General features: G+C 74.5%; 25 protein-coding genes. 14 read left to right on the top strand and 11 right to left on the bottom strand.

All coding sequences use genetic code 11. The features are described 5' to 3' along the window. The first annotated feature begins 28 nt into the window (after window positions 1–28). From ABTX81_RS10835 to ABTX81_RS10825, 3 genes are read left to right on the top strand one after another with little or no spacing between them, the layout of a single operon-like run. Entirely contained in the window at window positions 29–1,159 is a 1,131-nt protein-coding gene (locus ABTX81_RS10835) for an HTTM domain-containing protein (protein WP_350543039.1), read from the top strand. A 10-nt stretch (window positions 1,160–1,169) separates the two neighbouring features. Continuing rightward, complete coding sequence (locus ABTX81_RS10830) at window positions 1,170–3,317, top strand: FUSC family protein (protein ID WP_350543037.1); 2,148 nt, start codon at window positions 1,170–1,172, stop codon at window positions 3,315–3,317. 34 nt (window positions 3,318–3,351) lie between these two features. Beyond that, window positions 3,352–4,116: a TrmH family RNA methyltransferase gene (locus tag ABTX81_RS10825; RefSeq protein ID WP_350543035.1), complete on the top strand. Its 765-nt coding sequence runs from the start codon at window positions 3,352–3,354 to the stop codon at window positions 4,114–4,116. A 61-nt stretch (window positions 4,117–4,177) separates the two neighbouring features. Here the strand turns inward: ABTX81_RS10825 and ABTX81_RS10820 are convergent, their stop codons facing one another. The 4 genes from ABTX81_RS10820 to ABTX81_RS10805 all read right to left on the bottom strand — a co-directional run bounded on the left by ABTX81_RS10820 (window position 4,178) and on the right by ABTX81_RS10805 (window position 8,421). Further along, on the bottom strand, window positions 4,178–5,545 hold the full coding sequence (locus ABTX81_RS10820; protein WP_350543033.1) for a peptidoglycan-binding protein: 1,368 nt from the start codon (window positions 5,543–5,545) through the stop codon (window positions 4,178–4,180). 219 nt (window positions 5,546–5,764) lie between these two features. Further along, a complete protein-coding gene (locus ABTX81_RS10815; protein ID WP_350543031.1) occupies window positions 5,765–6,709 on the bottom strand; it encodes a pyridoxamine 5'-phosphate oxidase family protein in 945 nt (314 codons plus the stop codon). 22 nt (window positions 6,710–6,731) lie between these two features. After that, window positions 6,732–7,199 carry a VOC family protein gene (locus ABTX81_RS10810; protein WP_350543029.1) on the bottom strand — a complete coding sequence of 156 codons (468 nt, stop codon included), beginning with the start codon at window positions 7,197–7,199 and terminating at the stop codon, window positions 6,732–6,734. Window positions 7,200–7,398: 199 nt separating this feature from the next. After that, on the bottom strand, window positions 7,399–8,421 hold the full coding sequence (locus ABTX81_RS10805; protein WP_350543027.1) for a hypothetical protein: 1,023 nt from the start codon (window positions 8,419–8,421) through the stop codon (window positions 7,399–7,401). Between the two features lie 307 nt (window positions 8,422–8,728). Here ABTX81_RS10805 and ABTX81_RS10800 point away from each other — a divergent pair, with 307 nt between their 5' ends. Then, entirely contained in the window at window positions 8,729–9,295 is a 567-nt protein-coding gene (locus tag ABTX81_RS10800; RefSeq protein WP_350543025.1) for a CGNR zinc finger domain-containing protein, read from the top strand. 35 nt (window positions 9,296–9,330) lie between these two features. Here the strand turns inward: ABTX81_RS10800 and ABTX81_RS10795 are convergent, their stop codons facing one another. The 3 genes from ABTX81_RS10795 to ABTX81_RS10785 form a co-directional block, all read right to left on the bottom strand. Beyond that, on the bottom strand, window positions 9,331–10,824 hold the full coding sequence (locus ABTX81_RS10795) for an FAD-dependent oxidoreductase (RefSeq protein WP_350543023.1): 1,494 nt from the start codon (window positions 10,822–10,824) through the stop codon (window positions 9,331–9,333). Window positions 10,825–10,960: 136 nt separating this feature from the next. Next, window positions 10,961–12,661, bottom strand: a complete 1,701-nt coding sequence (paaN, locus tag ABTX81_RS10790) for a phenylacetic acid degradation protein PaaN (protein WP_350543021.1) — start codon at window positions 12,659–12,661, stop codon at window positions 10,961–10,963. A 148-nt stretch (window positions 12,662–12,809) separates the two neighbouring features. Beyond that, entirely contained in the window at window positions 12,810–14,078 is a 1,269-nt protein-coding gene (locus ABTX81_RS10785; RefSeq protein ID WP_350543019.1) for a putative hexosyltransferase, read from the bottom strand. A 125-nt stretch (window positions 14,079–14,203) separates the two neighbouring features. Between ABTX81_RS10785 and ABTX81_RS10780 the strand changes: the two genes are divergently transcribed. Beyond that, window positions 14,204–14,788, top strand: coding sequence for a TetR/AcrR family transcriptional regulator (locus ABTX81_RS10780; RefSeq protein WP_350543017.1), 585 nt, complete (start codon window positions 14,204–14,206; stop codon window positions 14,786–14,788). A 1-nt stretch (window position 14,789) separates the two neighbouring features. Here the strand turns inward: ABTX81_RS10780 and ABTX81_RS10775 are convergent, their stop codons facing one another. After that, entirely contained in the window at window positions 14,790–15,236 is a 447-nt protein-coding gene (locus tag ABTX81_RS10775) for an Lrp/AsnC family transcriptional regulator (RefSeq protein WP_350543015.1), read from the bottom strand. Window positions 15,237–15,400: 164 nt separating this feature from the next. Here ABTX81_RS10775 and pdhA point away from each other — a divergent pair, with 164 nt between their 5' ends. The 4 genes from pdhA (at window position 15,401) to ABTX81_RS10755 (ending at window position 20,561) form a co-directional block, all read left to right on the top strand. Continuing rightward, entirely contained in the window at window positions 15,401–16,540 is a 1,140-nt protein-coding gene (pdhA, locus tag ABTX81_RS10770; protein ID WP_502892744.1) for a pyruvate dehydrogenase (acetyl-transferring) E1 component subunit alpha, read from the top strand. Further along, the gene (locus ABTX81_RS10765) at window positions 16,540–17,547 is read left to right on the top strand and encodes an alpha-ketoacid dehydrogenase subunit beta (protein WP_350543011.1); all 1,008 of its coding nucleotides are present in this window, start codon (window positions 16,540–16,542) and stop codon (window positions 17,545–17,547) included. Before pdhA ends, ABTX81_RS10765 begins: the two co-directional genes overlap by 1 nt. A 5-nt stretch (window positions 17,548–17,552) precedes the next feature. Continuing rightward, window positions 17,553–18,887 (top strand): dihydrolipoamide acetyltransferase family protein, encoded by a 1,335-nt coding sequence (locus ABTX81_RS10760; protein WP_350543255.1) that lies wholly within the window; start codon window positions 17,553–17,555, stop codon window positions 18,885–18,887. Window positions 18,888–19,112: 225 nt separating this feature from the next. Beyond that, a complete protein-coding gene (locus tag ABTX81_RS10755; RefSeq protein ID WP_350543009.1) occupies window positions 19,113–20,561 on the top strand; it encodes a globin domain-containing protein in 1,449 nt (482 codons plus the stop codon). A 38-nt stretch (window positions 20,562–20,599) separates the two neighbouring features. Here ABTX81_RS10755 and ABTX81_RS10750 read toward each other — a convergent pair whose 3' ends face one another. Beyond that, window positions 20,600–21,154: an NUDIX domain-containing protein gene (locus ABTX81_RS10750; RefSeq protein WP_350543007.1), complete on the bottom strand. Its 555-nt coding sequence runs from the start codon at window positions 21,152–21,154 to the stop codon at window positions 20,600–20,602. A gap of 328 nt (window positions 21,155–21,482) precedes the next feature. On the opposite strand from ABTX81_RS10750, the gene ABTX81_RS10745 reads away from it, so the two are divergent. Then, entirely contained in the window at window positions 21,483–22,283 is an 801-nt protein-coding gene (locus tag ABTX81_RS10745; protein WP_350543005.1) for an IclR family transcriptional regulator, read from the top strand. A gap of 214 nt (window positions 22,284–22,497) precedes the next feature. Further along, a complete protein-coding gene (locus ABTX81_RS10740; RefSeq protein ID WP_350543003.1) occupies window positions 22,498–22,923 on the top strand; it encodes an SsgA family sporulation/cell division regulator in 426 nt (141 codons plus the stop codon). Between the two features lie 96 nt (window positions 22,924–23,019). Here the strand turns inward: ABTX81_RS10740 and ABTX81_RS10735 are convergent, their stop codons facing one another. After that, entirely contained in the window at window positions 23,020–23,394 is a 375-nt protein-coding gene (locus ABTX81_RS10735; protein ID WP_350543001.1) for a phage holin family protein, read from the bottom strand. A 100-nt stretch (window positions 23,395–23,494) separates the two neighbouring features. On the opposite strand from ABTX81_RS10735, the gene ABTX81_RS10730 reads away from it, so the two are divergent. The 3 genes from ABTX81_RS10730 (at window position 23,495) to ABTX81_RS10720 (ending at window position 24,950) form a co-directional block, all read left to right on the top strand. Then, complete coding sequence (locus ABTX81_RS10730) at window positions 23,495–23,812, top strand: cupin domain-containing protein (protein WP_350542999.1); 318 nt, start codon at window positions 23,495–23,497, stop codon at window positions 23,810–23,812. Window positions 23,813–23,850: 38 nt separating this feature from the next. Beyond that, complete coding sequence (gene tenA, locus ABTX81_RS10725; RefSeq protein ID WP_350542997.1) at window positions 23,851–24,522, top strand: thiaminase II; 672 nt, start codon at window positions 23,851–23,853, stop codon at window positions 24,520–24,522. A gap of 227 nt (window positions 24,523–24,749) precedes the next feature. Beyond that, window positions 24,750–24,950: a DUF5326 family protein gene (locus ABTX81_RS10720; RefSeq protein WP_350542995.1), complete on the top strand. Its 201-nt coding sequence runs from the start codon at window positions 24,750–24,752 to the stop codon at window positions 24,948–24,950. Window positions 24,951–25,026: 76 nt separating this feature from the next. On the opposite strand, the gene ABTX81_RS10715 is transcribed toward ABTX81_RS10720, so the two are convergent. After that, complete coding sequence (locus ABTX81_RS10715; RefSeq protein WP_350542993.1) at window positions 25,027–25,932, bottom strand: NAD-dependent epimerase/dehydratase family protein; 906 nt, start codon at window positions 25,930–25,932, stop codon at window positions 25,027–25,029. Window positions 25,933–25,937: the final 5 nt, after the last annotated feature.

Genomic DNA, 25,937 nt, shown 5'->3' with positions numbered 1-25,937 from the left:
CGCCGCGCGACGGCCGGGCCAGGACGCGTTGGCCGCGTCGGCCGCCCGTGCCTTCGAGGTGTTCGCCGGCCGGGTGCTCGGGCGGTACCAGGCGGCGGCGGTGCGGATCGGCTTCGGGCTGGTCTGGCTGGCGTACCTGCTGCGCGAGTGGCCGAACCGGCGGCTGCTGTACGGCGACACCTCGCCCTGGTCGATGGAGCTGGCGGAGCGGCTGCTGGCCGACAACGGGGCGCTGACGGTGCTGCCCTGGTTCGGCGGGCGGCCCTGGTTCGAGCTGGTCTACCACCTGGCGGCGCTGGCCGCGCTGGCGGTGCTGCTGGGCTGGCGGACCAGGGCGGCCACGGTGCTGTTCCTGGTCACCGTGCTGTCGCTGCAGAACCGCAATGTGTTCCTCGGTGACGGCGGCGACAACATCGTCCACCTGATGGCGGTGTACCTGGTCTTCACCCGGTGCGCCGAGGTGTGGTCGCTGGACGCCCGGCGGGCCCGCTCCGGTCGGGACGGGGTGGCCGGGGTGCCGCTGTGGGCGGTGCTCGGGGCGGTGCTGCTGGTCTGCCGGCTGGGCGGCTTCGCCGGGACGAGCCTGGACTGGACGGTCCCGGCGTTCCCGTACGTCGGCTGGGGGGCGCTGTTCTGGCTGCTCTGGGCGGTGGCCGGGCTCTGGTGGCTGGTGGACCGGCTGGCGCCGGAGGGCGAGACCAGGGCGGTGCTGGACGCGCTGGCGACCATGGTGCACAACTGCGCGATGCTGGTGATCGCCGTCGAGGTGGTGCTGATCTACGCCACGGCCGGCTGGTACAAGGTGCAGGGCTCGCGCTGGCAGGACGGCACCGCGCTGTACTACCCGCTGCACCTGGACTACTTCACGCCCTGGCCGGGGCTGTCCGGGCTGGTCGGCGGGGCGCTGCTGCCGGTGTTCCTGATCACCTACGGGACGGTGCTGCTCCAGGTGGCCTTCCCGTTCACGCTGCTGAGCCGGCGGATCAAGAACGCGCTGCTGGTGGTGATGATGGCCGAGCACGTGGGGATCGCGGTGCTGCTCGGGCTGCCGGTGTTCTCGCTGGCGATGATCGCGGCGGACGCGGTGTTCCTGCCGACGGCGGCGCTGCTGTGGGCCGGGGAGCGGGTCGCGCGGATCGGGCCGGGGCGCCGCCACTAAGCTGACCGGTATGTCCTGGTTCGCCGCGCTTCGAGACACCGCGCGGACCGGACTGACCATCGACCGGACGCTCACCGACCCCAAGCGGGCGGTGCGCGGTGCCTTCGCCGTCGCCCTGGTGCTCTTCCCGACCCTCGCGCTCGGCGACGCCCGGCTCGCCACCTCGGCCGCGATGGGCGCGTTCATCGCCGGGACCGCGACCTTCCAGCGCAGCTTCCGGCCCCGGGCCACGCTCGCCGTCGCCGCCGGGGTCGGACTCGGCGTCAGCACCTTCCTCGGCTACCTGGCCGCCGGGGTGACAGGGGCGTTCCCGGTGCTGCTGGCGGTCTGGGCCTTCGGCGCCGGACTCGCCTGGGCGATCGGGCCGACCGCCGGGGTGGTCGCCGCCAACACCCTCTCGGTGATGCTGATCGTCGTCCAGCTGCCGGTCAGCCCGCTCACCGCGCTCGGCCACGGGCTGGTCTGCGCGCTCGGCGGCGCCGCCCAGGCCCTGGTCATCACCGTCTGGCCGATCGGCAGCTGGACCGCCCAGCGCGAGGCGCTCGCCGACACCTACGCCGAACTCGCCGACTACGCGCGCCGGTTGCGCCAGGACCCGACCGCGCACGTGGACCCGGAACCGTTCATGGAGGCCCGGCACGCCGCCGCGCTGACACCCTGGCAGGACCGGCGCCGACCGCCCGAACTGCGCGGCCTGCGCGGGCTCGCCGAGCGGATCCGGCCCACCCTGGCGGCGATCGCCGACCCCAAGGTCGGCGCCCCCGAGGAGGGCCCGGAGCGCGACCGGGCCCGGGAGGTGCTGGCCGCCTCCGCCGAGGCGATGGACGCGCTGGCCCGGGCGATCCGCACCGGAGACCCGCTCCAGTTGCCCCGCTCGGCGCCGGCGCTCACCCTGGTCGCCCGCACCGAGGGCCCGGAGCTGCGCGGCGCCGCCCGCCGGGCCGCGCGCCGGCTCGCCGGGCTGCTCCGCAAGGCCGCCGACGCGCTGGACCGGGCCTCCGAGGACACCATCGACACCCCCGTCGTCCAGCCCGGCGGAGCGCTGCGCAAGCCGCCGCTGGTGCGGATGCTGCCGACGGCGCTGCGCGCGGTGCGGCGGCAGTTCCATCCGCACTCGGCGGTGTTCCAGCACGCCGTGCGGCTGACCGGGGTGGTCACCGCCGCCTATCTGCTGGCCCGGCTGGCCGGCTTCCACCACGGCTACTGGGCGCCGATGACGGCCGCGATGGTGATGCGGCCGGACTTCGCGCAGACCTACAGCCGGGGCGTGGCCCGGCTGGCCGGGACGGTCGTCGGCGTGGCCGCCTCCACCCTGGTGGTGCAGCTGGCCCGGCCCGGTGAGTGGGTGCTGGCCGTACTCGCGGTGCTCTCGATCGGCGGCGCCTACCTGACCTTCCGCACCGGCTACGCGGTGATCACCACCTGCATCTCCTCCTACGTGGTCTTCCTGCTCGGGCTCCAGGAGGGGAACCCGCTGGCCACGGCGGTGGAGCGGGTCGGGCTCACCCTGCTCGGCGGCTCGATCGCGCTGCTCGTCTACGCGCTCTTCCCGACCTGGCAGACCGCCCGGCTGGGCGAGCGGCTGGCCGAGTGGCTGGCCGCCGCCGGGCGGTACGCGGCCGAGGTGATCGCCGTCTACGAGCGGCCCGCCGCGCCGCGCGGCCGGGAGGTCCGCTCGGCGCTGCTGGACTCCCGGGAGGCCCGCTCGGAACTGCTCCAGGCGATGCAGCGGGCGGACGCCGAGCCCGGCCGGCACGCCTCCGGGCTGCCCGGGGTGAGCCGGCGCCAGCTGGACCGGGCGCGCGCGGCGGTCGGCCACCTCGGACGGGTCGCCGTGCTGCTGGAGGCCCACCTGCCCGGCGCGGACGCCGAGCCGGTGCCGGGGGCGGCCGAGTTCGCCGAGGAGCTGCGGCTGGCCACCGCGCTGGCGGCCGGCGCGCTGCTGACCGGGCAGCCGGTGGAGTTCGGCGCCGTCCGGGAGGCGCAGGAGCGGCTGGAGCGGCGGCTCGCCGAGGAACCGCCCGGGGTGCAGCGGGACGTCGTGCGCTCCGGCACCCGGCTGCTGCTCCAGGCGCTGAAGGACCTCGAACGGGCGCTGCGCGGCGGTGGCACGGCGGCCGCCGTCGAGCAGCGCGAGCCGGAGCCCACCGGGCGTTGAGGCCGCTGCGGCCGGGGATGGCAGAGTGGGCGGGATGAACGAGGAACTGCTGCGGGCCTGGCGGGCCGGGGCCGAGGAGCCGGGGACGGTGCTGCTGGACGGGTTCCACCCGTTGAAGCACGCGCTGCGGTTCGGCGGCGCCGTCCGGCAGGTGCTGACCGCCGACCGGGCCGCGCTGCTGGCGTTCGCCGCCGAACTCGCCCCGGACGTGGCACCGGCGCTGGACGCGCTGGCGGCCGAACTGCCGGAGGCCGCGCTGCGCACGCTGGCGCCCCGGCTGCACCCGACCGGGGTGATCGCGCTGGCGGTGCGGCCCACCGCCGGGGCCAACCGTGCCGCGCTGGCCGTCCGGCCCCGGCGGGCGCCCGTCGTGCTGCTGGAGAACCCGCGCAACCTGGGCAACGTCGGCGCGGTGATCCGGCTCGCGGCCGGCTTCGGCGCGGCGGGCGTGGTCACCACCGGCGAGCTGGACCCCTGGCACCCGGCGGTGCTGCGCGGCAGCGCGGGCCTGCACTTCGCGACCGCCGTCGAGCGGCTGACCCTGCCGGAGCTGCCGGCCGGCCCGCTCTACGTGCTGGACCCGGAGGGCGCGGACATCCGGGCGACGGCCTTCCCGGACGACGCGGTGCTCGCCTTCGGCACCGAGCGGCACGGGGTGACGGCGGAGCTGAAGGCGCGGGCCGACCACCTGGTCGCGGTACCGATGCGGCCCGGGGTCTCCAGCTTCAACCTGGCGACCAGTGTGGCGATGGGGCTGTTCCACTGGATGTCCGGGCGCCCGCCCGGCGCGCCGGTCTGAACCGGCGGCCGGGCCGGGCCCGGGCGGGGGACGTCAGGAACGGGACGTCAGGAGCGGGACGTCAGGAGAACAGCCGCCTCCAGGTGTCCGGACCGGGGTAGCCGTCCGCCTCGGCGCCGCGCCAGCCCTGGGCCTCCTGGAAGGCCTGCACATTGCGCCGGTCGGCGTCCGTCCAGCGCGGGCCCGGTCCCTGGGTGTAGAAGCGGCCGTAGCCCTTGCGGACCAGCTGCTCGCCGAGCTGGCGCACCCAGTCGTTGCCGGCGCCCGGGCCGAACTTGTCGGCGCCCGGGAAGGCCGGCACGCCGGTGCCGGGGTTGACGGGCGGGTTCACCGGCGGGGGCGGCAGCGGGGTGCCGCCGTCGATGTCGCGGCCCTTGCCGTTGACCAGGTAGTCCCAGGTGGCCTTGCCCGGGATGCCGTCCGCCTCGCTGCCGCGCCAGCCCTGGGCGAGCTGGAAGGCCTCGGTGGCCCGCCGGTCGGCCTCGCCCCAGCGCGGGCCGGGGCCCTCGCTGTAGAAGCGGCCGCCGCCGCGCTGCACCAGCAGCCGGCCGAGCTGGGTGACGTGGGCGTTGTTGGCGCCCGGGCCGAACGAGCCGGCCCCCGGGAAGGCCGTCGAGGAGGAGCCCGAACCGCCGGTGCTGCCGCCGCCCCCGCCGGTGGAGAGACCCTTGTAGCGGTAGGGGACGTAGGAGGCCGAGTTGTTCCAGTACGCGTACGGGGTGGAGCGCTTGAGGGTGGTCGGGGAGGTCTGCTCGTAGGCGATGTAGCGGGTGCGGCTGGAGTCCGTCCAGCCGCCGAAGATCGTCACATGCGAACCGGACTGCGGGCTGGACGGGTTGTTGTAGATCAGGATGTCGCCGGGCTGCAGGTCGGCCTTGGTGATCCGCTCGGCGAAGTTCGGCAGGGTCCAGGTGGTCTGGCTGCTGCCCAGCCCCCAGGCCATCGAGACGAAGCCGGAGCAGTCCTGGCGGTAGCCGTCCGACCAGTACCGGCTCATGCTGTACGGGACCTTCTGGTCGACCCAGCGCTGGGCCCGGTCGATGATCTGGGCCCGGGTGACCGGCGCGGCCGAGGCGCGCGGCGCGGCGAACGAACGGGCGCTCGGGGAATCGCCGTAGAGGCCGCTGACCTCGCCCTGCGGGGTGTCGGCGCGGGGGCTGCTGGAACCGCCCGGGGACGGGGTCGGCGCGGGGGCCGCGACGGCGGTGGCCGCGCCGGCGGCGCCGCCGCCGAGGGCGGTGCCGACGGCGGCCATCAGCACGGCGGCCCGGCGGCGGACGCTGCGGGCTGCCGCGTGTCCGCCCTCGTGCACCGGCGCGGCGTGCAGCCGGGCGCGACGGCGGGCGCGGCAGCCCCCGCATATGCAGTCCTCGTCCGGCTCCACCTCGGCGAATTCCACCAGGGGGGTCAGCTGCTCGGTTCGGGTCATTCTCCGCCTCTTGTCTCTCCTGCTGGGGGACGGTGCAGGTCAGGCCGCTGACGGCGTGACAGCACGGTCCTTCCCAGGGACACACCGCGTGGTATCGGGACCAAAGTCCCAAAGCGGACGCATGATCGGCACGGTGGATTACTCCGAACGGGTGACGGCCATTCAGCGTGCCGGGTGTGGCGCGGGGAAGCGGGAGGCGCTAGACGGGGTGGCGGGGTGTCAGGGGACGGGGTGCGCGACGGCCGGCGGGTTGGCGGGCGGGTTGGCGGGCGAGTACTCGGGCCCGGTCCAGGTCAGCGGGGTGGCGTCGGCCAGTTCGAGGACGCCGGTGACCGTCAGGTCCACCACCCGCTCGGCGCCCGGCAGCCCGGCGGCGGCCGGCTCGGCCCAGTCGGTCCGGGCCTCGCCGGTGAGCAGCAGCGCGCCGCCGGTCTCCCAGTCCGGGACGAGCAGCCCGGCCCGGGGGTCGAGCTCCAGGTTGCCCAGCGTCATGAACATGCTGTTGCCCGCGTAGTCGGGCCAGCGCAGCCGGTCCGCCGCGAGCACCCGCAGGAAGCCGGGGTTGCCGCCGCGGTGCGAGGCGTCCATCCGGCCGTCCGGCCCGGTGGTGGCGACGAAGAAGGTGTCGGCGGTGGACACCAGCAGCTGCTGGGCGGTGCTCAGCGCGGAGCCGGCCGCCAGCAGGCGCGGGGCGCCGGCCCCCGGGCGGTCCACCGGGCTGCGGCGCTGGATGTACTTCGGGCAGTTGGCGTAGACCTGGTCGGCCCTGATCACCAGGCCGCCCCGGCCGTCCGGCACGGAGCGGCCGTTGACCCGCATCCGGCGCCGGCCGGCCGGGTCCAGCGCGATGGTGCCCACCTGGGCGGGGCCGGCCAGCGCGGCCGCCAGCGGGTCGTCCCCGGCCGGGTGGGCGGCCACCGTCACGGTCCGCTCGTCGGCGGCCCGCAGGAAGCCTGCCGGGCCGCTGAGCTGGGTGGCCCAGAGCCGGCCGTCGGCGTCGGCCGCGCCGGCCACCAGCACCCGCCGCTCGGTGAGGAAGCGGGCGGCCACCGGCGGGACGGTGCTGCCGATGGCGCGGCCGGAGTGGTCGGCGCGGTCCGTCCGGCCGGCCCGGTCCTGGACGGCCCGTTCGCCGGGGTGGTACGGCGTGGCGGCGGTGGTCATCGCGGGTGCCTCCCCCGGGTCCCTAGAAGAAGCCGCAGGTCGGGGCGGAGGCGGTGGGTGCCTCGGCGCCGGTCCCGTCGACGCCGGCCGGGGTGTAGATCTCCAGCCGGACGCCGTCCGGGTCGGTGAAGAAGATCCCGCCGGAGGCGGTGCCCTCGCCGTGCGGGACGACGCCGTCGTAGGCGAAGGAGGCGTCCAGCTCGCGCAGCAGTGCCTCGGCGGCGCGGACCTCGTCGAGCGAGTCGACCTGGAAGGAGAGGTGGTGCAGGCCGGGCGCGCCGGTGGGGAAGGAGCCCTCGCTCTGCTGCCAGAGAGTCAGCACCAGGCGGCCGTCGCGGCCGAGGAAGGCGAAGCGGCGCTCCGGGTCCGTGCCCTCCTTGACCAGCTCCAGGCCGAGGACGCGCCGGTAGAACGCGGTCGAGCGGGCCAGGTCGGTGACGTTCAGTCCCACGTGGCCGGTCTGCAGGGTGCTGCTGATGGTGCCGGACATGCCTGATCACTCCCGTGGTCAGGGCGCCTCGGGGCGCCACACTTAACCGTTACGAGCGACGGTAGTGGTTAGATCGGGAGACGGTCAACCGGTACTGCCGGTTTCAATGGTTAGGTTTCCAGAGTATGGCTTTGCCATGACAAGCGTGCGGAGGGTGCGGACGGAGGAGCGGGCGCGCGGGCGCCGGGCCGCGGTACGGCTACTCCCACTCCCAGCGGATGCCGATGTGGCCCGGCTGCTGGTCGGGGGCGAGCACATGGGCGCTGGCCGAGGCGCCGATCCAGAGCTGCTCGCGGCGGCGGTCGACGTCCGCCCCCGGGTCACGGTCGTACCGCTCGCAGTGCACCGGCACGGTCGCCGGGTCGAAGTGCACCTGGAGCACGTACTCGCGCACCGGCGTGGCGAAGCGGCGGCTGTACTCGGTCGTCTGCGCGCCGCCGGACGGGATCTCCACCTCGTACTCGAAGACGGTGCTGTCACCGAGGCCCAGCGGGCGGTCCAGCATCACCTCGCCGACGATCAGCCCGGCCTCCTGGCGGCGGCGCACCCGGCCGAGCCGGCCGTGCCGCACCCCGGTGATCTCCGGGCAGCCGGTCGCCTCCTCGTCGGCCTTGTGCACCACCAGGCAGCGGGTCACCCCGGCCACCGTGGCGCGGACCACCTGACGCATCCGCAGCAGGTTGCCGCGCCGGTCGGCGTCCACGTAGTACGAGTCGTGGACCGAGAGCCGCTCCAGCTCGCCGGCCGGCGGCGCGTCCAGCTCGGCGAACACGTCGGAGATGTCCCGCTCGCCCGGCCAGACGTCCTCCAGCCGCAGATGGCTGGTGCTGGCGTTGGCCGCCCAGCGCCCGCGCGGGCGGGGCGGGCCGAGCAGCGCGGACAGCGTGGAGTGCGGCAGGCCGAGCAGTTCCTCGAGCAGGTGCACGGCGCGCAGCGAGCTGGCGCGCTCGGGCTGGCTGCGCCCGCGCCGCCAGTAACTCAGCGTCGTGACACTGACTCTGACGCCCCGTTGGGCGAGCGCGGCGCGGATCCGGTCCAGGCTGAGGCCGCTGGCCTCGATCGCCACGTGCAGGGTGTCGGCGAAGCCGCCGGTGGGGCTCGGGCGTCCGGGCGTCGGGGCGGGCGACAGCGGCGGAGCGGGTGGCCGGGGAGCGGGCGCGGGTGTGTCCTGGCGCGGCCCGACCAGTCTGAGTCGTGCGTCCTGGGGGTGCTGTGAGGCCATGTGGTTACCTTCCCCACCGAGCGGGTCCGGCAGACCCGGAGCGGCGCCGGAACGCGCCGTCAACGGCCTCGCCGAGCTGTGGGGAACCCTATGCACGGTCGAGAGGCTACGTCATCAGTCGTGCGTATGACAGTGGTCACGGGGGGTGGGCCTGCCGGTGAGCGATCTTGAAACAGTACGGAAACAGACCGCCCGCTGCCCGGACGGGCAACGGGATCCGGCCGGTGCACTGTCCTGTTCCGGCCAGGAACCGTCCGGGCGCGGCCGGACGTAGACTCGGGGACCGTCCGAGAGCTTGGGAGTGGCGATGACGGAGCGGACAGCAGACCCGCGGGACCCGCGCCCGCTGCTCGGTGAGCCGCTCGCGCTCGACCTGCTGAACACGCGGTGGGCCGGGGTGCCGGTCAACGACCTGCTGGCCGCGCCGGAGGGCTACGCGATCTGGCTCTCCTCGGCCGGTCTCGCCGAGCGGTGCGCGGCGGACGAGGCCGGGCTGGCCGCCGTCGGGCAGGCGCGGGAGGCGCTGGCGGCGGCGGTCCGCGAGCTGGACGCGGGCCGGCTGCCCGGGGCCGCCGAGCTGGCCGGGCTGGACGCGGTGCTGCGGCACGGGCGGGTGCGCCGGGAGGCCTCGGCGGCCGGGCCGGTGGACCGGGTGGAGATGGACGAGCCGCACCGGCTGGCCGCCTGGCTGGCGGTGGACGACTTCCTGGGGCTGCTGGCCCAGGGGCCGGCGCGGATCAAGAAGTGCGCGCACGAGGCCTGCATCCTGCACTTCTTCGACACCTCGCAGAACGGCCGCCGCCGCTGGTGCCGGATGGCGGTGTGCGGCAACCGGGCGAAGGCGGCCCGGCACTACGAGAAGGCCAAGGGCTGACCCCGGGGTGACTCCCCCGGGGCCGGCCCGGTGGGTCAGGCCTCGCCGAGCCACTCGGTGAGCGCGGCGCGCAGCTCGCCGGCGCCCGGGTCGACGGCGGCCCAGGCGGCGTAGCCGTCCGGGCGGATCAGCAGCACGGTGTCGCGCAGCTTGCCGTGCGGGTCGGCCGGGGCGGCGGTGACCAGCCGGTCCGCCCACGGGTCGGCGGCCGCCACCTCGTCATTGCTGACCAGCACGAACTCCCCGGCCCGCAGGGCCTCGTAGAGCCGCTGCGGCGCGGCCGGGGTGCCCTCGCGCGGCGGCTCCAGGCCGGTCAGCCGCAGGTCCGGGACGCGCTTGCCGACCAGCGGGTGGGCGTCCTTGGGCGCGGGGTAGGCGATGCCGATGCCGGAGATGGTGCGGGCGCCGCGCTCCACGACCAGGTCGACGTGCTCGGCGATCGAGGCGAGCGCGCCGCGCAGCGCCCGGGTGGCCGCGGACTGGGCGAGGGCGAGCCGGATCAGCGCGCCGGAGGTGCGCAGCACCGCCTTGCCGACCGGGTGCCGCTCGGTCTGGTAGGTGTCGAGCAGCGCGTCGGTGGCCCGGCCGCGGACGGCGGCGGCGAGCTTCCAGGAGAGGTTGGCGGCGTCCTGCAGGCCGGTGTTCATGCCCAGGCCGCCGGCCGGGGAGTGGCAGTGGGCCGCGTCGCCGGCCAGGAAGACCCGCCCGGAGCGGTAGTCGGGGACCTGCCGCTCGTCGCTGTGGAAGGTGGAGCTCCAGCGGACCTCGTGCAGGCCGTAGTCCTCGCCGAGGGTGTCGCGGGCGATGTCGGCGAGCACGTCGAGCGGGGGCGGGGTGCCGTCGGCGAACCGCTCGGCGCGGTCCCAGGCGATGATCCGGTACCAGCCGTCGCCGAACGGCACCAGGAAGGAGAAGCCGTGCTCGTTGGCGCCGACGGTGACCGCCTCGTCCGGCTCGCGCTCCAGCCGGACGTCGGCCAGCAGCACCGACTCGACCACGGACTCGCCGGGGAAGGGCAGGCCGAGCAGCTCGCGGACGGTGGAGTGGACGCCGTCGGCGCCGACCGCGTAGCGGGCCCGGTGGGTGGTGGTGGCGCCGTCCTCGACGGTCTCGACGGTGACGCCCTCGGCGTCCTGGCGCAGGCCGGTCACCTCGGCGCCGCGCAGGATCGTCGCGCCGGCCTTCACCGCCCGGTCGTGCAGCAGCCGCTCGGTGCGGTACTGCGGGGCGATCAGGACGAAGGGGAAGCGGGTGGGGAGGTCGGTGAGGTCCACCCGGAGCTTGTTGAAGAGCCGCAGGTGGCCGAGCGGGGTGCCGGTGGCGATGAGCTCGTCGGCGAGGCCGCGGGCGTCCAGGAGCTCCAGGCTGCGGGCGTGCACGCCGAAGGCCCGGGTGAGGTTGGACTCGGCGGCGCGCTTCTCCAGCACGGTGACGTCCAGCCCGGCGGCGGCGAGGTCGCCGGCCAGCAGCAGTCCGGTCGGTCCGGCGCCGACCACGATGACGTCGGTGACGGTCTGCTTCTCGCTCATGTATCAGCTCCCGGTGCTCGAACAGCGGATGGACGCCGGGTGTGGCGTCTGCCCGCCTCCATCATCGCTGCCCGGGAGTGACGTTGTGAATCTCCGGTCCCCGGCGCGTGGCCGGGGACCGGAGGCGAGCGGGCGATCAGCTGTGCCGGCGGACCTCCACGGTACGGAACCGGTTGGCGACGAACGCGCCGTCGCAGTAGGCGGAGTTGGCGGCCGGGTTGGCGCCGGTGCCGTGCAGGTCGGAGAAGGCGGCGGTCTGGTTGGCGTAGACCCCGCCGGTGAGGTTGAGCGAGAGCGAGACGCCGGCGTCGAGGGCGGCCTCGACCAGGGCGGCCTCGACCTCGGGCGAGGTGGTGTAGCCGGAGGCGGTCATCGCGCCCTGGCTGCGGACGGTGTCGCGCAGCAGCTCGACGGCGGCGGCGGTGTTCTCGACCGCGACGGCGAAGGAGACCGGGCCGAAGCACTCGCTGCGGTAGACCGCGCGGTCGTCCGGCTTGTCGGCGTCCAGCTTGACCAGCGCGGGGGTGCGGACGGTCGCGCCGGGGAACTCCGGGTGCTCCACCGCCCGCGGGGCGAGGGCGAGTTCGCCGTACTCCCCGCCGGCCGCGGCGGCCGAGCGCCGCAGCACGCCGGGGTTGACCACGGCGCCGAGCACGGCGGTGGCCCGGGCGTCGTCGGAGAGCAGGCCCTCGACGGCGGCGGCGAGGTCGCGGACCACCTCGTCGTAGGACTTGGCGCCCTGGTCGGTGTCGATGCCGCCGCGTGGGATCAGCAGGTTCTGCGGGGTGGTGCACATCTGGCCGCTGTACAGCGAGAGCGAGAAGGCCAGATTGCCGAGCATGCCCTTGTAGTCGCCGGTGGAGTCGACGACCACGGTGTTGACGCCGGCCTTCTCGGTGTAGACCTCGGCCTGCCGGGCGTGCTCCTCCAGCCAGTCGCCGAAGGCGGTGGAGCCGGTGTAGTCGATCAGCTTGATCTCCGGGCGCACGGCCAGGGTGGCGGCCACGGTGCCGCCCTCGTGCTCGGCGGCCAGGCAGACCAGGTTGGGGTCGAAGCCGGCCTCGGCGAGCACCTCGCGGGCGATCCGGACGGTGAGCGCCAGCGGGAGGACGGCGCGCGGGTGCGGCTTGACCAGTACCGGGTTGCCGGTGGCCAGCGAGGCGAACAGGCCGGGGAAGCCGTTCCAGGTGGGGAAGGTGTTGCAGCCGATCAGCAGCGCCAGGCCGCGCGGGACGACGGTGAACTCCTTGGTCATCACCAGCGGGTCGCGCTTGCCCTGCGGCTTGGTCCAGCCGGCGCTCTGCGGCAGCCGGGTCTGCTCGGTGTACGCGTAGGCGACGGCCTCCAGGCCGCGGTCCTGGGCGTGCGGGCCGCCGGCCTGGAAGGCCATCGGGTAGGCCTGGCCGGTGGTGTGCATGACGGCGTTGGCGAACTCGTGCGAGCGGGCGTTGATCCGGGCCAGGACCTCCAGGCAGACCGCGGCGCGGGCGAGCGGGCCGGCGGCGGCCCAGGCCGGGCGGGCGGCGGTCAGCGCGGCGATCAGGGCGTCCGGACCGGCGTGCGGGTAGCCGACGCCCAGCTCCAGGCCGTACGGGGAGGCCTCGCCGCCGACCAGGTCGCCGTCGGCGGGGTGGCCGGGCAGCTCGAACGGCCGGTTCAGCAGCGAGTCGAAGGCGGCCTTGCCGTCCGCGGCGGCGCTCTCGCCGTAGGCCTTGGGGAACTCGGGGTAGGGCGACCAGTAGTCGCGCTTGGCGGCGGCGTCGACGGCGGCCTCCAGGGTGGCCCGGTGGCGTTCGACGAGCTCGGCGACGTGGGGGTGGGTGACCGCTGCGGACATGGTGTGCGCTCCTCAGAGGGGAGGACGGGACACGTCACAGAGTAACCGAACGATCGGTCGGCTCAAGAGGGCGAATCGTGAACGGCGGGAACGACGCCAAGGGGCTCCCCCGGATCGGAGGAGCCCCTGTCGGACGGTGGCGCCGGGGTTACGGGATGCCCAGCTCGAAGATCACGTAGCCGGCGTACCAGCCGGAGGCGACCGCGCCGGTGCCGAGCACCCCGGCCAGCACCGGCCAGCTCAGCTTGCGCATCGCCACCGCGAGGGCGATCAGCAGCGGGAAGGCCGGCAGCAGGTAGCGCGAGGTGTTGCCGAAGATGCCCAGGCTGCCGAGCACCGAGACGATGGTCGCCAGGGTGTAGGCGGTCAGCACCAGCGGCGGGCGCAGCCGGATCAGCAGCACGATCAGCACCGGCAGGCTCAGCACCAGCAGCGTCGCCAGCATGTCCGACGTGTGGTAGGCGAACGGGTAGTCGTTGCGGCCCAGCAGGATGCCGCGGATCGCGTTCCAGGTGCCCTGGCCCCAGTCGAAGTAGTGCAGCCAGGCGTCCCGCTGGAGCGTGAAGTAGCCGCCCCAGTCGCCCATCCGCCAGCCCACCCAGCCGACGTAGCCGAGCAGCCCCAGCGGGGCCAGCAGCATCGCGGTCAGCGGGCGCAGCACCCCGCTGTCCCGCCGGTACAGCTCCACCAGCGCGGCCAGGCCGACCGCGCCGATCAGCGCCGCCGAGGTGGGCCGGTTGAGGCCGGCGATCAGGGTGATCACCCCGGCCGTCACCCACTGCTTGGTCATCACGAAGTAGCAGGCCCAGGCGGCCAGCGCGATGAACAGCGAGTCCGAGTAGAGCGCCCACTCGGCCCCCGAGCCGGGGGCGATCGCCCACAGTCCGGCCGCGATCACGCCCGCGCGCGGGCCGGCCAGCTTGTCCACCACGGCGTAGATGCCGGCCGCGGCGAACAGCGAGGCGACCACCGAGACCAGCATTCCGGCGCCGTACAGGCCGAACGGGCTGATCTCCGAGACCAGCCGCATCAGGCCGGGGTAGAGCGGGAAGAAGGCGGCCGAGTTCTGCTCGATGGTGAAGCCCGGGGTGCCGCCCGGCACCGGCACCAGCGCCGGGTGGTAGCCGAACTGGGCGACCTGCTGGTACCACCAGCCGTCCCAGCTGGCCAGCACGTCCCAGGGGTTGGCGCCGCCGCCGAACCGGGGGTGCTTCTCGAGGTAGTCCCCGGAGAAGGAGAGCAGCTTCATGAAGACGGTGAAGCCGACCAGTTTCAGTACGGCGTAGCACCAGACCGCCGGGCCGAAGCGCAGGACCAGGTCGCGGGCGCGTTCGCGCCAGTCGGCCGCGGGGGCGGCCGCCGATTCGCCGTCGCGCTGCTCTGGCAGATCGGATTCGACTGCCGGTATTGCGCTCATCGACTTACCCCACCTGCTCGGCCATGGACGGATCGTCCGCCGAGTCTAGGGTCTGCCGCCGGGATTTGGTGTGGACCAGGCCACCCGGGCGCGGTCGTGAAGGGGCGGGCGGGGATACTCGGAGGATGGCCGATCACACCACGCGTACCGCCTACACCGTGGAGTCCCTGCTCGCGGTGACCGTCGACGTCTTCAACGAGCGCGGCTACGACGGCACCTCCATGGAGGACCTGTCGCGTGCGGCCGGGATCTCCAAGTCGTCGATCTACCACCATGTGCGGGGCAAGGAGGAACTGCTCCGGCTCGCCGTCGGACGGGCGCTGGACGGGCTGTTCGCGATCCTGGCCGAGCCGGGCGCGGTCGACGGGCCGGCGGTGGAGCGGCTGGAGCACGTCGTACGGCGGACCGCCGAGGTGCTGCTGGCGGAGCTGCCGTACGTCACCCTGCTGCTGCGGGTACGCGGCAACACGGCCACCGAGCAGTGGGCGCTGGAGCGCCGCCGGGACTTCGACCACGAGGTGGCCGAGCTGCTGCGGGCGGCGGTGGCGGACGGCGCGCTGCGGGCGGACGTCGAGCCGCGGCTGGCCACCCGGCTGCTGTTCGGCATGATCAACTCGATCGTGGAGTGGTACCGGCCGGGCCTCAAGTCCGCCGACGGGGTCGCGGACGCGGTGGTCCACCTGGCCTTCGACGGCCTCCGGGCGCGCTGAGTCAGTCCGGCGGGACTTGGTCCGTCTCTTCGAAGACCAGCATGGTGCGGGTGCCGAGGACCTCGGGGATGGACTGGATGCTGCCCAGCACCAGCTCCCGCAGGGCGTGGTTGTCGGCGGTGTGCACCAGCAGCAGGACGTCGAAGTCGCCGCCGACCAGGGCGATGTGCGCGACCCCCGGCAGGGCCAGCAGCTGCTCGCGCACGGTGCGCCAGGAGTTCTGCACGATTTTCAGGGTGATGTAGGCGGACGCGCCCTGACCTGCCCGTTCGTGGTCCACCCTGGCGGTGAAGCCGCGAATGACGCCGTCCTCGACCATCCTGGATATCCGGGCGTACGCGTTCGCCCGGGACACATGCACCCGCTCGGCCACCGAGCGTATCGAGGCGCGGCCGTCCTGCTGCAGCAGCCGCAGGATCGCCCGGTCGACCCGGTCGAGTCTGGACATCTGTTCAGCCGACATGACCCCCCACCCCCACGGATTGGACGCACTGCCCCCAGTCGACCGCCACCCGGGCCGATTGTCCACCACCTTCGCACGCTTCTGGTCAAGATGAACAGACGACCGAACAATCGGTAGGGAGCCCCCCACCACCCCCGGAGGTGCCCGAGATGACCGTTCTCGACCACAGACACCACACGGCGGTGCCCGGTTGGCTGCCCGGGGCCACCGCCCCCCGCACCGACCCGTCCCCGCTGCTCCCGGACTCCGCTCCCGTCCGGGTCCTCGGCACCCCCGCCCTGGAGAAGTACGACCCCGCCCTGCTCCGCGAGCTGTACCGGCGCCTGGTCGTCGGCCGCCGGTACAACCAGCAGGCCACCACCCTCACCAAGCAGGGCCGGCTCGCCGTCTACCCGGCCTCGACCGGGCAGGAGGCCTGCCAGGTCGCCGCCGCGCTGGTGCTCGGCGAGCGCGACTGGCTGTTCCCCAGCTACCGCGACACCCTGGCCGTGGTCTCCCGCGGGGTGGACCCGCTGGAGGCGCTCACCCTGCTGCGCGGCAACGCCCACACCGGCTACGACCCGCGCGCCAGCCGGACCGCCCCGCTCTGCACCCCGCTGGGCACCCAGGGCCCGCACGCCGTCGGGCTGGCGCACGCCGCCCGGCTGAGCGGCGACCCGGTGGTCGCGCTGGCGCTGCTCGGCGACGGCGGCACCAGCGAGGGCGACTTCCACGAGGCGCTGAACTTCGCCGCCGTGCTGCAGGCCCCGGTGGTCTTCCTGGTGCAGAACAACGGCTACGCGATCTCCGTCCCGCTCAGCGCGCAGTCCGCCGCCCCGACGCTGGCCCACAAGGCCGTCGGCTACGGGATGCCGGGCCGGCTGGTGGACGGCAACGACGCGCCCGCCGTGCACGGCGTGCTGACCGAGGCCGTCGAGCGGGCCCGGAGCGGTGGCGGCCCGACCCTGGTCGAGGCGCTGACCTACCGGGCCGAGGCGCACACCAACGCCGACGACGCCACCCGCTACCGGACCGAGGCCGAGGTGGCGGCCTGGCGCGAGCACGACCCGATCCTGTTGATGGAGCGGGCGCTGCGCGAACTCGGGGTGCTGGACGACGCCCTGGTGCGGGAGGCGGCCGACGAGGCCGAGGCGCTCGCCGCCCGGATGCGGGCCGAGTTCCACGCCGACCCGGAGCTCGACCCGATGTCCCTGTTCGCCCATGTGTACGCCGAGCCAACCCCGCAACTGCGCGAGCAGGCGGCGCGGTTGGCCGAGGAGCTGGCCGCCGAGGCCGAGGTGCAGCACTGATGACGACGACGGCCCCCGCCCCCGCCGGCCCGCGTACCGCCAGCATGGCGCAGGCGCTCAACGCGGCGCTGCGCGACGCCATGCGCGAGGACCCGACGGTGCACGTGCTCGGCGAGGACGTCGGCGCGCTCGGCGGCGTCTTCCGGATCACCGACGGCCTGACCGCCGAGTTCGGCCCGGACCGCTGCCTGGACACCCCGCTGGCCGAGGCGGGCATCCTCGGCACCGCCGTCGGCATGGCCATGTACGGGCTGCGGCCGGTGGTGGAGATGCAGTTCGACGCCTTCGCCTACCCGGCGCTGGAGCAGCTGTTCTCGCACGTCGCCAAGATGCGCAACCGCACGGCCGGCCGGCTGCCGCTGCCGATCACCGTCCGGATCCCGTACGGCGGCGGCATCGGCGGCGTCGAGCACCACAGCGACGCGTCCGAGGCGTACTACGCCTCGACGCCCGGCCTGCACGTGGTCACCCCCGCGACGGTGGCCGACGCCTACGGGCTGCTGCGGGCCTCGATCGCCTCGGACGACCCGGTGGTCTTCCTGGAACCCAAGCGGATGTACTGGGGCAAGGCGGAGTTCGACCCGGCCGCCCCGGTCGAGCCGGTCGGTCGGGCCGTGTTGCGGCGCACCGGCACCTCCGCCGTGCTGATCACCTACGGGCCCTCGCTGCCGGTCTGCCTGGAGGCGGCGGAGGTGGCGAAGGCCGAGGGGTGGGACCTCGCGGTGCTGGACCTGCGCACCCTGGTGCCGTTCGACGACGAGACGGTCTGCCGGGTGGTGCGCTCGCTGGGCCGGGCCGTGGTGGTGCACGAGGCCGGCGGCTTCGGCGGCACCGGCGCGGAGATCGCCGCCCGGGTCACCGAGCGCTGCTTCCACCATCTGGCCGCGCCCGTGCTGCGGGTCACCGGCTTCGACATCCCGTACCCGCCGCCGATGCTGGAGCACCACCACCTGCCCGGGGTGGACCGGATCCTGGACGCGGTCGCCCGGCTGCAGTGGGAGGACTGAGGATGATGCCCGTCGTGCGCGAGTTCACCCTGCCCGACCTCGGTGAGGGGCTCACCGGGGCGGAAGTGGTGCGCTGGCTGGTCGAGGTCGGCGAGGTGATCGCGGTCGATCAGCCGGTGGTGGAGGTGGAGACCGCCAAGGCGGTGGTCGAGGTGCCCTGTCCGTACGGCGGGGTGGTGACCGCGCTGTTCGGCGAGGTGGGCCAGGAGGTCGAGGTCGGCGCGCCGCTGGTGACGGTCGCCGTGTCGCCGGGCGAGGGCGAGAAGCCGCTCGCGGTGGTGGCGGCGACGGCGACGGCCGGGCCGGCGGCGGAGGTGGAGCGGCCGCTGGTCGGGTACGGGATCGCCGAACCGGGGCGGAGCGGGCGGCGGCGCCGGGTCGGCGTCGGCGGTACGGCTGCGGCTCCTGTTCAGGCGCCGGTTCGGGCTCCGGTACCGGTCGCGCAGGCCGCCCCGGTGGCCGTGCTGCCGGTGATCTCGCCGCTGGTGCGGCGGCTGGCCCGGGAGCAGGGGGTCGACCTGGCGTCGGTCACCGGCAGCGGGCCGGACGGGCTGATCATGCGGGCGGACGTCGAACGGGCGGTCGCGGCGAAGGTCTCCGGGCCCGCCGCCGGGTCGGTCGCCGGGCCGGTGCCGCAGGCGCCGTCCGCCGTGGGGGAGGTCGTCCCGCTGCGCGGGCTGCGCAAGGCGGTGGCCGAGAAGCTCGGCCGCAGCCACCGGGAGATCCCCGCCGCGACCTGCTGGGTGGACGCCGACGCCACCGAACTGATGGCGCTGCGGCGGCAGTTGAACGCCGCAGCGGGCCCGAAGGTGAGTGTGCTGGCGCTGCTCGCCCGGATCTGCACCGTCGCGCTGGAGCGCTTCCCCGAACTCAACTCCAGTGTGACGGAGGACGGTTCGGGCATCCTGCGGCACCCGGCGGTGCACCTGGGCTTCGCGGCCCAGGGCGAGCGCGGGCTCGTCGTTCCGGTGGTGCGGGACGCGCAGCGCCTCTCCACCGAGCAAATCGGGGTCGAACTGGGCCGGTTGACCGAGGCGGCGCGGACCGGGTCGATCGCCCCGGCCGAGCTGACCGGCGGCACCTTCACCCTGAACAACTACGGGGTCTTCGGGGTGGACGGCTCCACCCCGATCCTCAACCACCCGGAGGCGGCGATGCTCGGGGTCGGCCGGATCGTCGCCAAACCCTGGGTCCACCAAGGGGAGTTGGCGGTGCGCGAGGTCACCCAGCTGTCGTTCACCTTCGACCACCGGGTCTGCGACGGCGGCACCGCGGGCGGGTTCCTGCGGTTCGTGGCGGACTGCGTCGAGCAGCCGGGGCTGCTGCTGCGGCAGCTCTGAGCGACCCGGCCCGCCCGAGGTCGCCCTGGGTGGTGGAATCGCCACCCAGGGCGACGCGGGTGGGGAGAGTAGCGCGTTCCGGGGGCGGGTGTCCGGGCTTCGCGCGATTCGTCGGATGAGCACTCCGGGCGTGTCACGCTTCCTGGGCGTCAACCGAGACAAGCCAGGTGGTGGCGAAGGCCGGCCGGAGGCGAAACGATTCTCTTGGGTACTCGAAACGCTGCGGTGAAGTCCCGCAGAACACTTCTGGTCAGGACCGGGCACGGCTCGGCGGCGGCCTCGGCCGTCCCGCCGCTGCCGTCGGATCCCCCGGACCTGCCGCCGGCCGTCCCGCCCGTGGCACCGCCGGTCGTCCCGCCGCGGCCGCTCGTCCCGCCCGCGGTGCCCGCGCCGAGCCGGCCGGACGCCGCCGCGCCGGTGCCGGCCCCCGTGATCGAGCCGCTGTTCACCAGCGCCCCCGGCCTCAACTGGGCCGCCCCGGCGCTCACTCCGGAGCCGGCCGCGCCGGACCTCCGGGCGGCGGCCGAACTGCCGCCCACCGCCAGGGACCTCGAACTGATCCGGACCAGCCTGGCGGTGGTCGAGCCGGTGGCCGACCGGGCCACCGCGCACTTCTACGCACTGGTCTTCCTGGGCCACCCCGAGATCCGGGCGCTCTTCCCGGCCGCCATGGACGTCCAGCGCGACCGGCTCTTCCGCGCCCTGCTGACGGCCGCCCGCGGTGCCGGCGACCCGGAGGGCCTGCGCGCGTACCTGGGCACGCTGGGCTGCGTCCACCGCCGGTACGGCACGCTGACCGGCCACTACGGCCCGGTCGGCGAGTGCCTGGTGGCCGCGCTGGCCAAGTACGCGGGCAGCCGGTGGACCACCGAGACCGAGCTGGCGTGGCGCCGGGTCTACCGGCTGGTCTCCTCGATCATGATCGAGGCCGCCGAGCGGGACGCCCGCACCTCGCCGCCCTGGTGGCAGGGCGAGGTGGTCGCCCACGAGCGCCGCACCCCGGACGTCGCGGTGCTCACCGTCCGGCCCGACCAGGCCTATCCGTACCGGGCCGGGCAGTACGCCGCCGTGGAGACGCCCTGGTGGCCGCGGGTCTGGCGGCACTACTCGTTCGCCTCGGCGCCCCGGCCGGACGGCCTGCTCACCTTCCACGTCAAGGCGGTGCGGGCGGGCTGGGTGAGCAACGCGCTGGTGCACCGCGCCGCGCCCGGGGACGTGCTGCGGCTCGGCCCGGCGGCCGGCGGGATGACCCTGGACCACGCCGGCGGCGCCGATCTGCTGCTGGTGGGCGGCGGCACCGGGATCGCGCCGCTGCGGGCGCTGGTCGAGGAGGCGGTCGGGCCGGGCGCGGCGGACCGCTCGGTGGAGGTGTTCTACGGCGCCCGGTCCGCCCAGGAGCTGTACGAGCTGGCCGGGCTGCGGGAGTTGGCGCGGCGGCACCGCCGGCTGTCCGTCCACCCGGTGCTCTCCGGACCCGGGGCCGGCACGGCCGGGGCGGCGGCGGCCGGACTGTCGGCGGGCGGACTCCCGGAGGCGGTGGCCCGGTCGGCGCCGTGGACCGGGCGGACGGCCTACCTCGCCGGCCCGCCCGCGATGGTCCGGCGGGCCGGCGCGGTGCTGCTGCGGGCCGGGGTTCCGGCCGGGCGGATCCGGCACGACCTGGAGGCGCGGTGAGCGCGGGCCGGGGCGCCGCCGGCCGGGCCGCGCCGCCGTCAGCCGAGGTCGGGCGCGAGCAGGGCGCGGACGCCCTCGATGTTGGCGGCCAGGTACGCCCGCAGGCTCGGCGGCACCACGTTGACCGAGGTGACGCCCTCGCGGGTGAACGGCACCCGGACCACCTCGTAGCCGCCGTTGGGCTCGTCGACCTCGGGGCCGTGCCGGCGGTCGAGGTCCATCGAGGCGAGCCGGCAGACGAAGAAGTGCTGCACCTTGACCCCGTGCGGGTGGAGCGGGGTGCCGTCGGTGACGGGGGTCCCCCCGGCCGGAGGATGGGGGAGCGGGTGGCTGATGGTGTCCACGAAGGCGGGGACCACGTCGACCACCTTGCCGCCGAGCTCCTCGTCCACCTCCCGGTGCAGCGCGTCCACCACGGTGCGGTCGCCGCGCTCGACGCCGCCGCCGGGGGTGATCCAGTACGGGTGCGGGGAGTCGGGGCGGGTGCGCTTGATCAGCACGAGCGACGCCGGTCCGTACGGGTCGTTCGGGTCGATCTCCAGCAGGATCGCCCGGGCGGTGCGCTTGACGACGGGACGGGGCGGGGTGCGCATGGCGACCTCCGGGGCTGGAGCGTTGTGCGGGATTCTCCCGCGGCGCGGCGCGCCCGAAACGCGGCCCGCCCACGGGTGCGTCCGTCCGTGGTGGGTTCGAAGCGGCGATAGATCTTGGATCGCGAAGATGAACGTTGAACAGCTCTTTGAAAGCTAGATTCTATACTCGAAGAACCTTTGATTCGAAGGATTTTACCGAGCGAACCGTGTCAGAGTGATTGCAGCGGCGCTGCGCCTGTGCTGCAATGGGCGACTATCGGGCGAATCGGAGTGATCTGCTCCGCATGTCCTTCTGTGCAATGACTCGGGCTGGGGGCTGGCTGTGGCCATGGATCGGATCGCAGAGCGCACGTCGCCGCCGACGCGGTCGGCGCGGACCCCGCGCAAGGAGCGGCAGCCCACCCTGATCTCCTCCGTCCAGCGGGCGCTGCGCCTGCTGGAGGCCGTCGGCGGCTTCCGCCACGGGGCCACCGCCAAGCAGCTCGCCCGGGTCGCCGGCCTGCCGCTCGGCACCGCGTACCACCTGCTGCGGACCCTGACCCACGAGGGCTATCTGCGGCGGGTCGACGGGCGCTTCCTCTACGGGGACTCGGTCGACGGCATCGTCCGGGCCGATGACCGGCAGGCCGAACGGCACGGTCTGCGGGTGCGGATGGAGCAGTTAAGCGACGAGCTCGACGCGGCCGTCTACTTCGCCCTCTACCAGGACGGCGAGGTCGCCGTGGTCGACACCGTCGACGGCGCCCACCAGCCCGCCGTCGAGCCGTGGGCGGACTTCCGGGCCACCGCCCACGCCCACGCGATCGGCCAGTGCCTGCTGAGCCAGCTCCCCGAGGAGGCCCGGCGCGACCACCTCGCGCGCCATCCCCCGGTGGGCCTCACCCCGGCCACCCTGGTCGACGAATCGGCCGTCCTGCGCCGGATCGCCGGGATGCGGCACACGATGCCGGTGGTCGAGCGGCAGGAGTACGCGATCGGCACCGTCTGCGCGGCCGTGCCGATCACCGTGGGCGCGGTGGTGGCCACCATGGCCGTCTCGCTCCCGGTCGACCAGGCCGGCCGGCTCACCGCGGTCGCGGGCCAACTGCGGCGCAGCGTCGGTGCGATGACTCCGTCGTTCGTACTCTGACGGTCCGTCCGCGCGGGGCGGGTCCAGGTCTGGACCTGCCGGTCACGATCTATCACCATTTGAAAAAGCACATCTTGTCCACTACGTCCCCGGACGGGGACGATGATGATGGACGTACCGCACGCAATCCCTCCCCCAGCCAACAGCCTTGTCCGGGTACCCCCGCGAACCCTCACCCCACGCGCGGCCGGGCAGAACGAGAGGTGTCGGTGCCATGCAGCACAGCACAGTCCAGGGCCACCTGACCATGAACCTGGTGGTCTCGTCCGAGCTCACCTTCCGCATCGTGGTCGACCTCGACTACGACCCCGCCGACCCCTACGCGGTCCGCTTCACCTTCCACCTGCCCGGCGACGAGCCGGTCACCTGGGTCTTCGCCCGTGAGCTGCTGCTCGACGGGCTGGCCCGGCCGGCCGGTGAGGGCGACGTGCACATCCACCCGGTCGGCGGGGAGCTGGGCGAGGTCTGCCTGGTGCTGCGCTCCCCCGAGGGCGACGCCGTGCTGATCGGCTCCGCGCCGCCGCTGATCGCCTTCCTGGCCCGCACCGACCGGCTGGTGCCGATCGGCGAGGAGGCCGCCGCGGGCGACCTCGACGCCCAGCTCGAACTGATCCTGCACGGCCACGAGAACGCCGGGTGAGCCGCCGGCGGGCGCGGGACGCGTATCGAGAGGGGCCCGTACCCGGGTGGTGCACCGGGTACGGGCCCCTTCCGCACGGGCCGGCACGAGGCCCGCTCAGTCCTCGTCGAGGGCGAGGCTGAGGCCCCAGGAGACCAGGCTGACGATCAGCGCGCCGAACAGCGCCGACCAGAAGCCGTCGACCTGGAAGTCCAGGCTGAGCTGGTCCGAGGCCCAGGACGTCAGCCAGAGCATCAGCGCGTTCACGATGAAGGTGAACAGGCCCAGGGTGAGGATGAACAGGGGGAGCGAGAGCAGCTGGACCACCGGCTTGATCAGCCAGTTGACCACGCCGAACACCAGCGCCACGGCGAGCACCGTGAGCGTCTTGTGCTGCCAGTCGTCACCGGTGAGCGTGATCCCGGGGACGATCCAGGCGGCGACCCAGATGGCCGCCGCGTTGATCAGTGTCTTGAGGACGAAACCTTTCATGGGGCCAGCGTCCCAGGTCGGTCAAGGGGAGGCGAAGCTCCGACCGGCGTGGTGGTGTTGAATGCCGGTGGGCCGAGGCCGTACGAGGAGGGGTGCCCCGATGAAGCTGTTCCGGCTGGACCACCTGGACGCCGAGCGCGCCGCCAACGACGGCGCGTACCTGCGCTTCCTGCGCGAGCCGCGGATGTCCGCCGGCCTGTACGCGCTCTCCCCCGGCGACACCGACACCCAGACCGCGCACGCCCAGGACGAGATCTACCAGGTGATCAGCGGCCGGGCCGAACTGACCGTCGGGGACGAGACCGCCGCGGTGGGCCGGGGCACCGTCGTCTACGTCCCGGCCGGGACGCCGCACCGCTTCCACCACATCACCGAGGAACTGCGGGTGCTGGTGGTGTTCTCGCCGCCGGAGGACTGAGCCGTCGGTCACCACAAGAGGCCGGTTAGGGTCGGGGCATGAGCAGCCTGAGCCTGACCGAAGAACTCTGGGCGGCGATCGAGCCGGTCTACGCCGAGATCCTCGCCCACCCCTTCCTCGCCGGCCTGACCGACGGCACCCTGCCACGGGAGGCGTTCCGCCACTTCGTCGTCCAGGACTCGCACTACCTGCGCGACTACGCCCGGGCGCTGGCCGTCTGCGCGGCCAAGGCGCCCGGCGAGGAGGAGGTGCGGGCCTTCGCCGACGACGCGATCGGCGCGCTGGCCGCCGAGCAGGGGATGCACGCCGAGTTCCTGGACGCCTTCGGCGACACCGCCGAGGGCGCGGCCGCCGAGCCGGTGCTGCCGACCACCCGCGCGTACACCAGCTACCTGCTGGCCACCGTCTACGGCGGCTCCTTCGCGGAGGCGGTCGGCGCGGTGCTGCCCTGCTACTGGATCTACGCCCGGGTCGGCGAGCGGCTGCTCGCCGAGGGCTCCCCCGACCCGCTCTACGCGAAGTGGATCTCCACCTACGGCGACGAGGCGTTCCAGTCGGTGGTGCGGCGGGTGCTGGCGCTGACCGACCGGCTCGGCGAGGAGATCTCCCCTGCCGAACGGCGCCGGGTGACCGAGCACTTCGTGACCACCTCGCGCTACGAGTGGATGTTCTGGGACGCCGCCTGGCGCGGGGAGACCTGGCCGGTCTGAGGCCGTCGCGGGGCCCTTCCGGGCCCTGCCCGGAGGCCGGCCCAGGGGCGTTCCCCGAGGTCGGGGCGGGGGTTCACCCGGGGTCCGGGGTAGGGGGGATCTCCGGGTTCTCTCCGGGCCGTTGGGCCTCGTTCCGTCCCTTGCGCCCCCGTACGATCGAAGTACCGAAAGCGAACGGGATGCGGCACCGGACGGCAGCCGACCCCCTGGGGAGAGAAGGAACGGACATGGCTGAGTTCTGGAAGTCGCTGCCCTCGTGGGTGCGGAACATCGTCGTGCCGGTGCTGGTACTGGTGCTGGTGTGGAACCTGCTGGCGTTCGTCTTCGGCGTGGTCGGCGCGCTGCTGGCCTTCGCCGTCAAGGCGCTGGTGGTGGTCGGCATCGCCGCCGCCGTGGTGGTCCTGGTGAAGAAGGCGGCGAAGAACTAGCGGACACGCGAACGGCGCCCGCGTCCCCTCCGGGGGGACGCGGGCGCCGGCGTCTTCCGGAGCTCTTCCGCCGGGGTCAGCCGGCGGTCTCGCGCAGGAAGGCGTCGAGGTCCCGGTGCGGCCGCCAGCCCTGGGTACGGGCGCGCGCGAGGTCCAGCACCACGCTGCGGGAGAGCTGGTCCACCGCGTACGGGGTCAGTCCGGGGAGCCGTCCGGTGCGGGCGGCCAGCCGGGCGAGCGGGGCCGGGACGTGGTGGATCCGGGCGCTCACCCCGTGGGCGGCCAGCACCGCGCGGACCACCTCGTCGCGCCGGTAGGGGCGGGCGTCGGCGATGTTGTACGCGACCGGCGTCCACGGGCGTGCGCCGGTGCGGCCCGCGCCGACCGCGCAGAGACAGGCGTCGGCGAGGTTCTGCACGGCGGTGAGGCTGAGCCGGACGTCGCCGCCGGGCAGCAGCAGCCGGCCGCTGCGGACCCGCTCCAGCAGCCGGGGCACCAGGTGCGGGTCGCCCGGGCCGTAGACGGCGCGCGGGCGCAGCACCACGGCGCCCGCCGCCAGCGCGAGCCGTTCCCCGGCGGCCTTGGTGCGGCCGTAGGCGTTGAGGTGGCCGGTCTCGGTGGGGTGGTGCTCCTGGACGGACTCCCGGCCGGCGCGGGGGTCGTAGACGCTGGCGCTGGAGACCCAGGCGAGCGGCCGGTCCCCGGCGGCGCGCAGCAGCCGCTCGGTGCCGGTGACGTTGACGGCGTGCTGGGCGGCCTCGGTCCCGGCCCCCGGGGGCAGGTCGGCGACGGCGGCGGCGCAGTGCACGACCGCGTCGGCGCCGGTGAAGTCCGGGTCCCCGGCGGTGGCGTCCCAGCGGATGTGGCGGCCGGCCGGGCCAGGGCGGCGGCCGTAGCAGAGCACGTCGTGGCCGGCGGCGACGGCGGCCCGGACGACGTGCGAGCCGCAGAAGCCGCTCGCGCCGGTGACGGCGATCCGCATCGGGG

Origin of the sequence: Kitasatospora sp. NPDC097605 (assembly GCF_040302725.1) — a bacterium.
GTDB lineage: Bacteria > Actinomycetota > Actinomycetes > Streptomycetales > Streptomycetaceae > Kitasatospora.
This window is presented reverse-complemented; position numbering and strand designations above follow the sequence as displayed.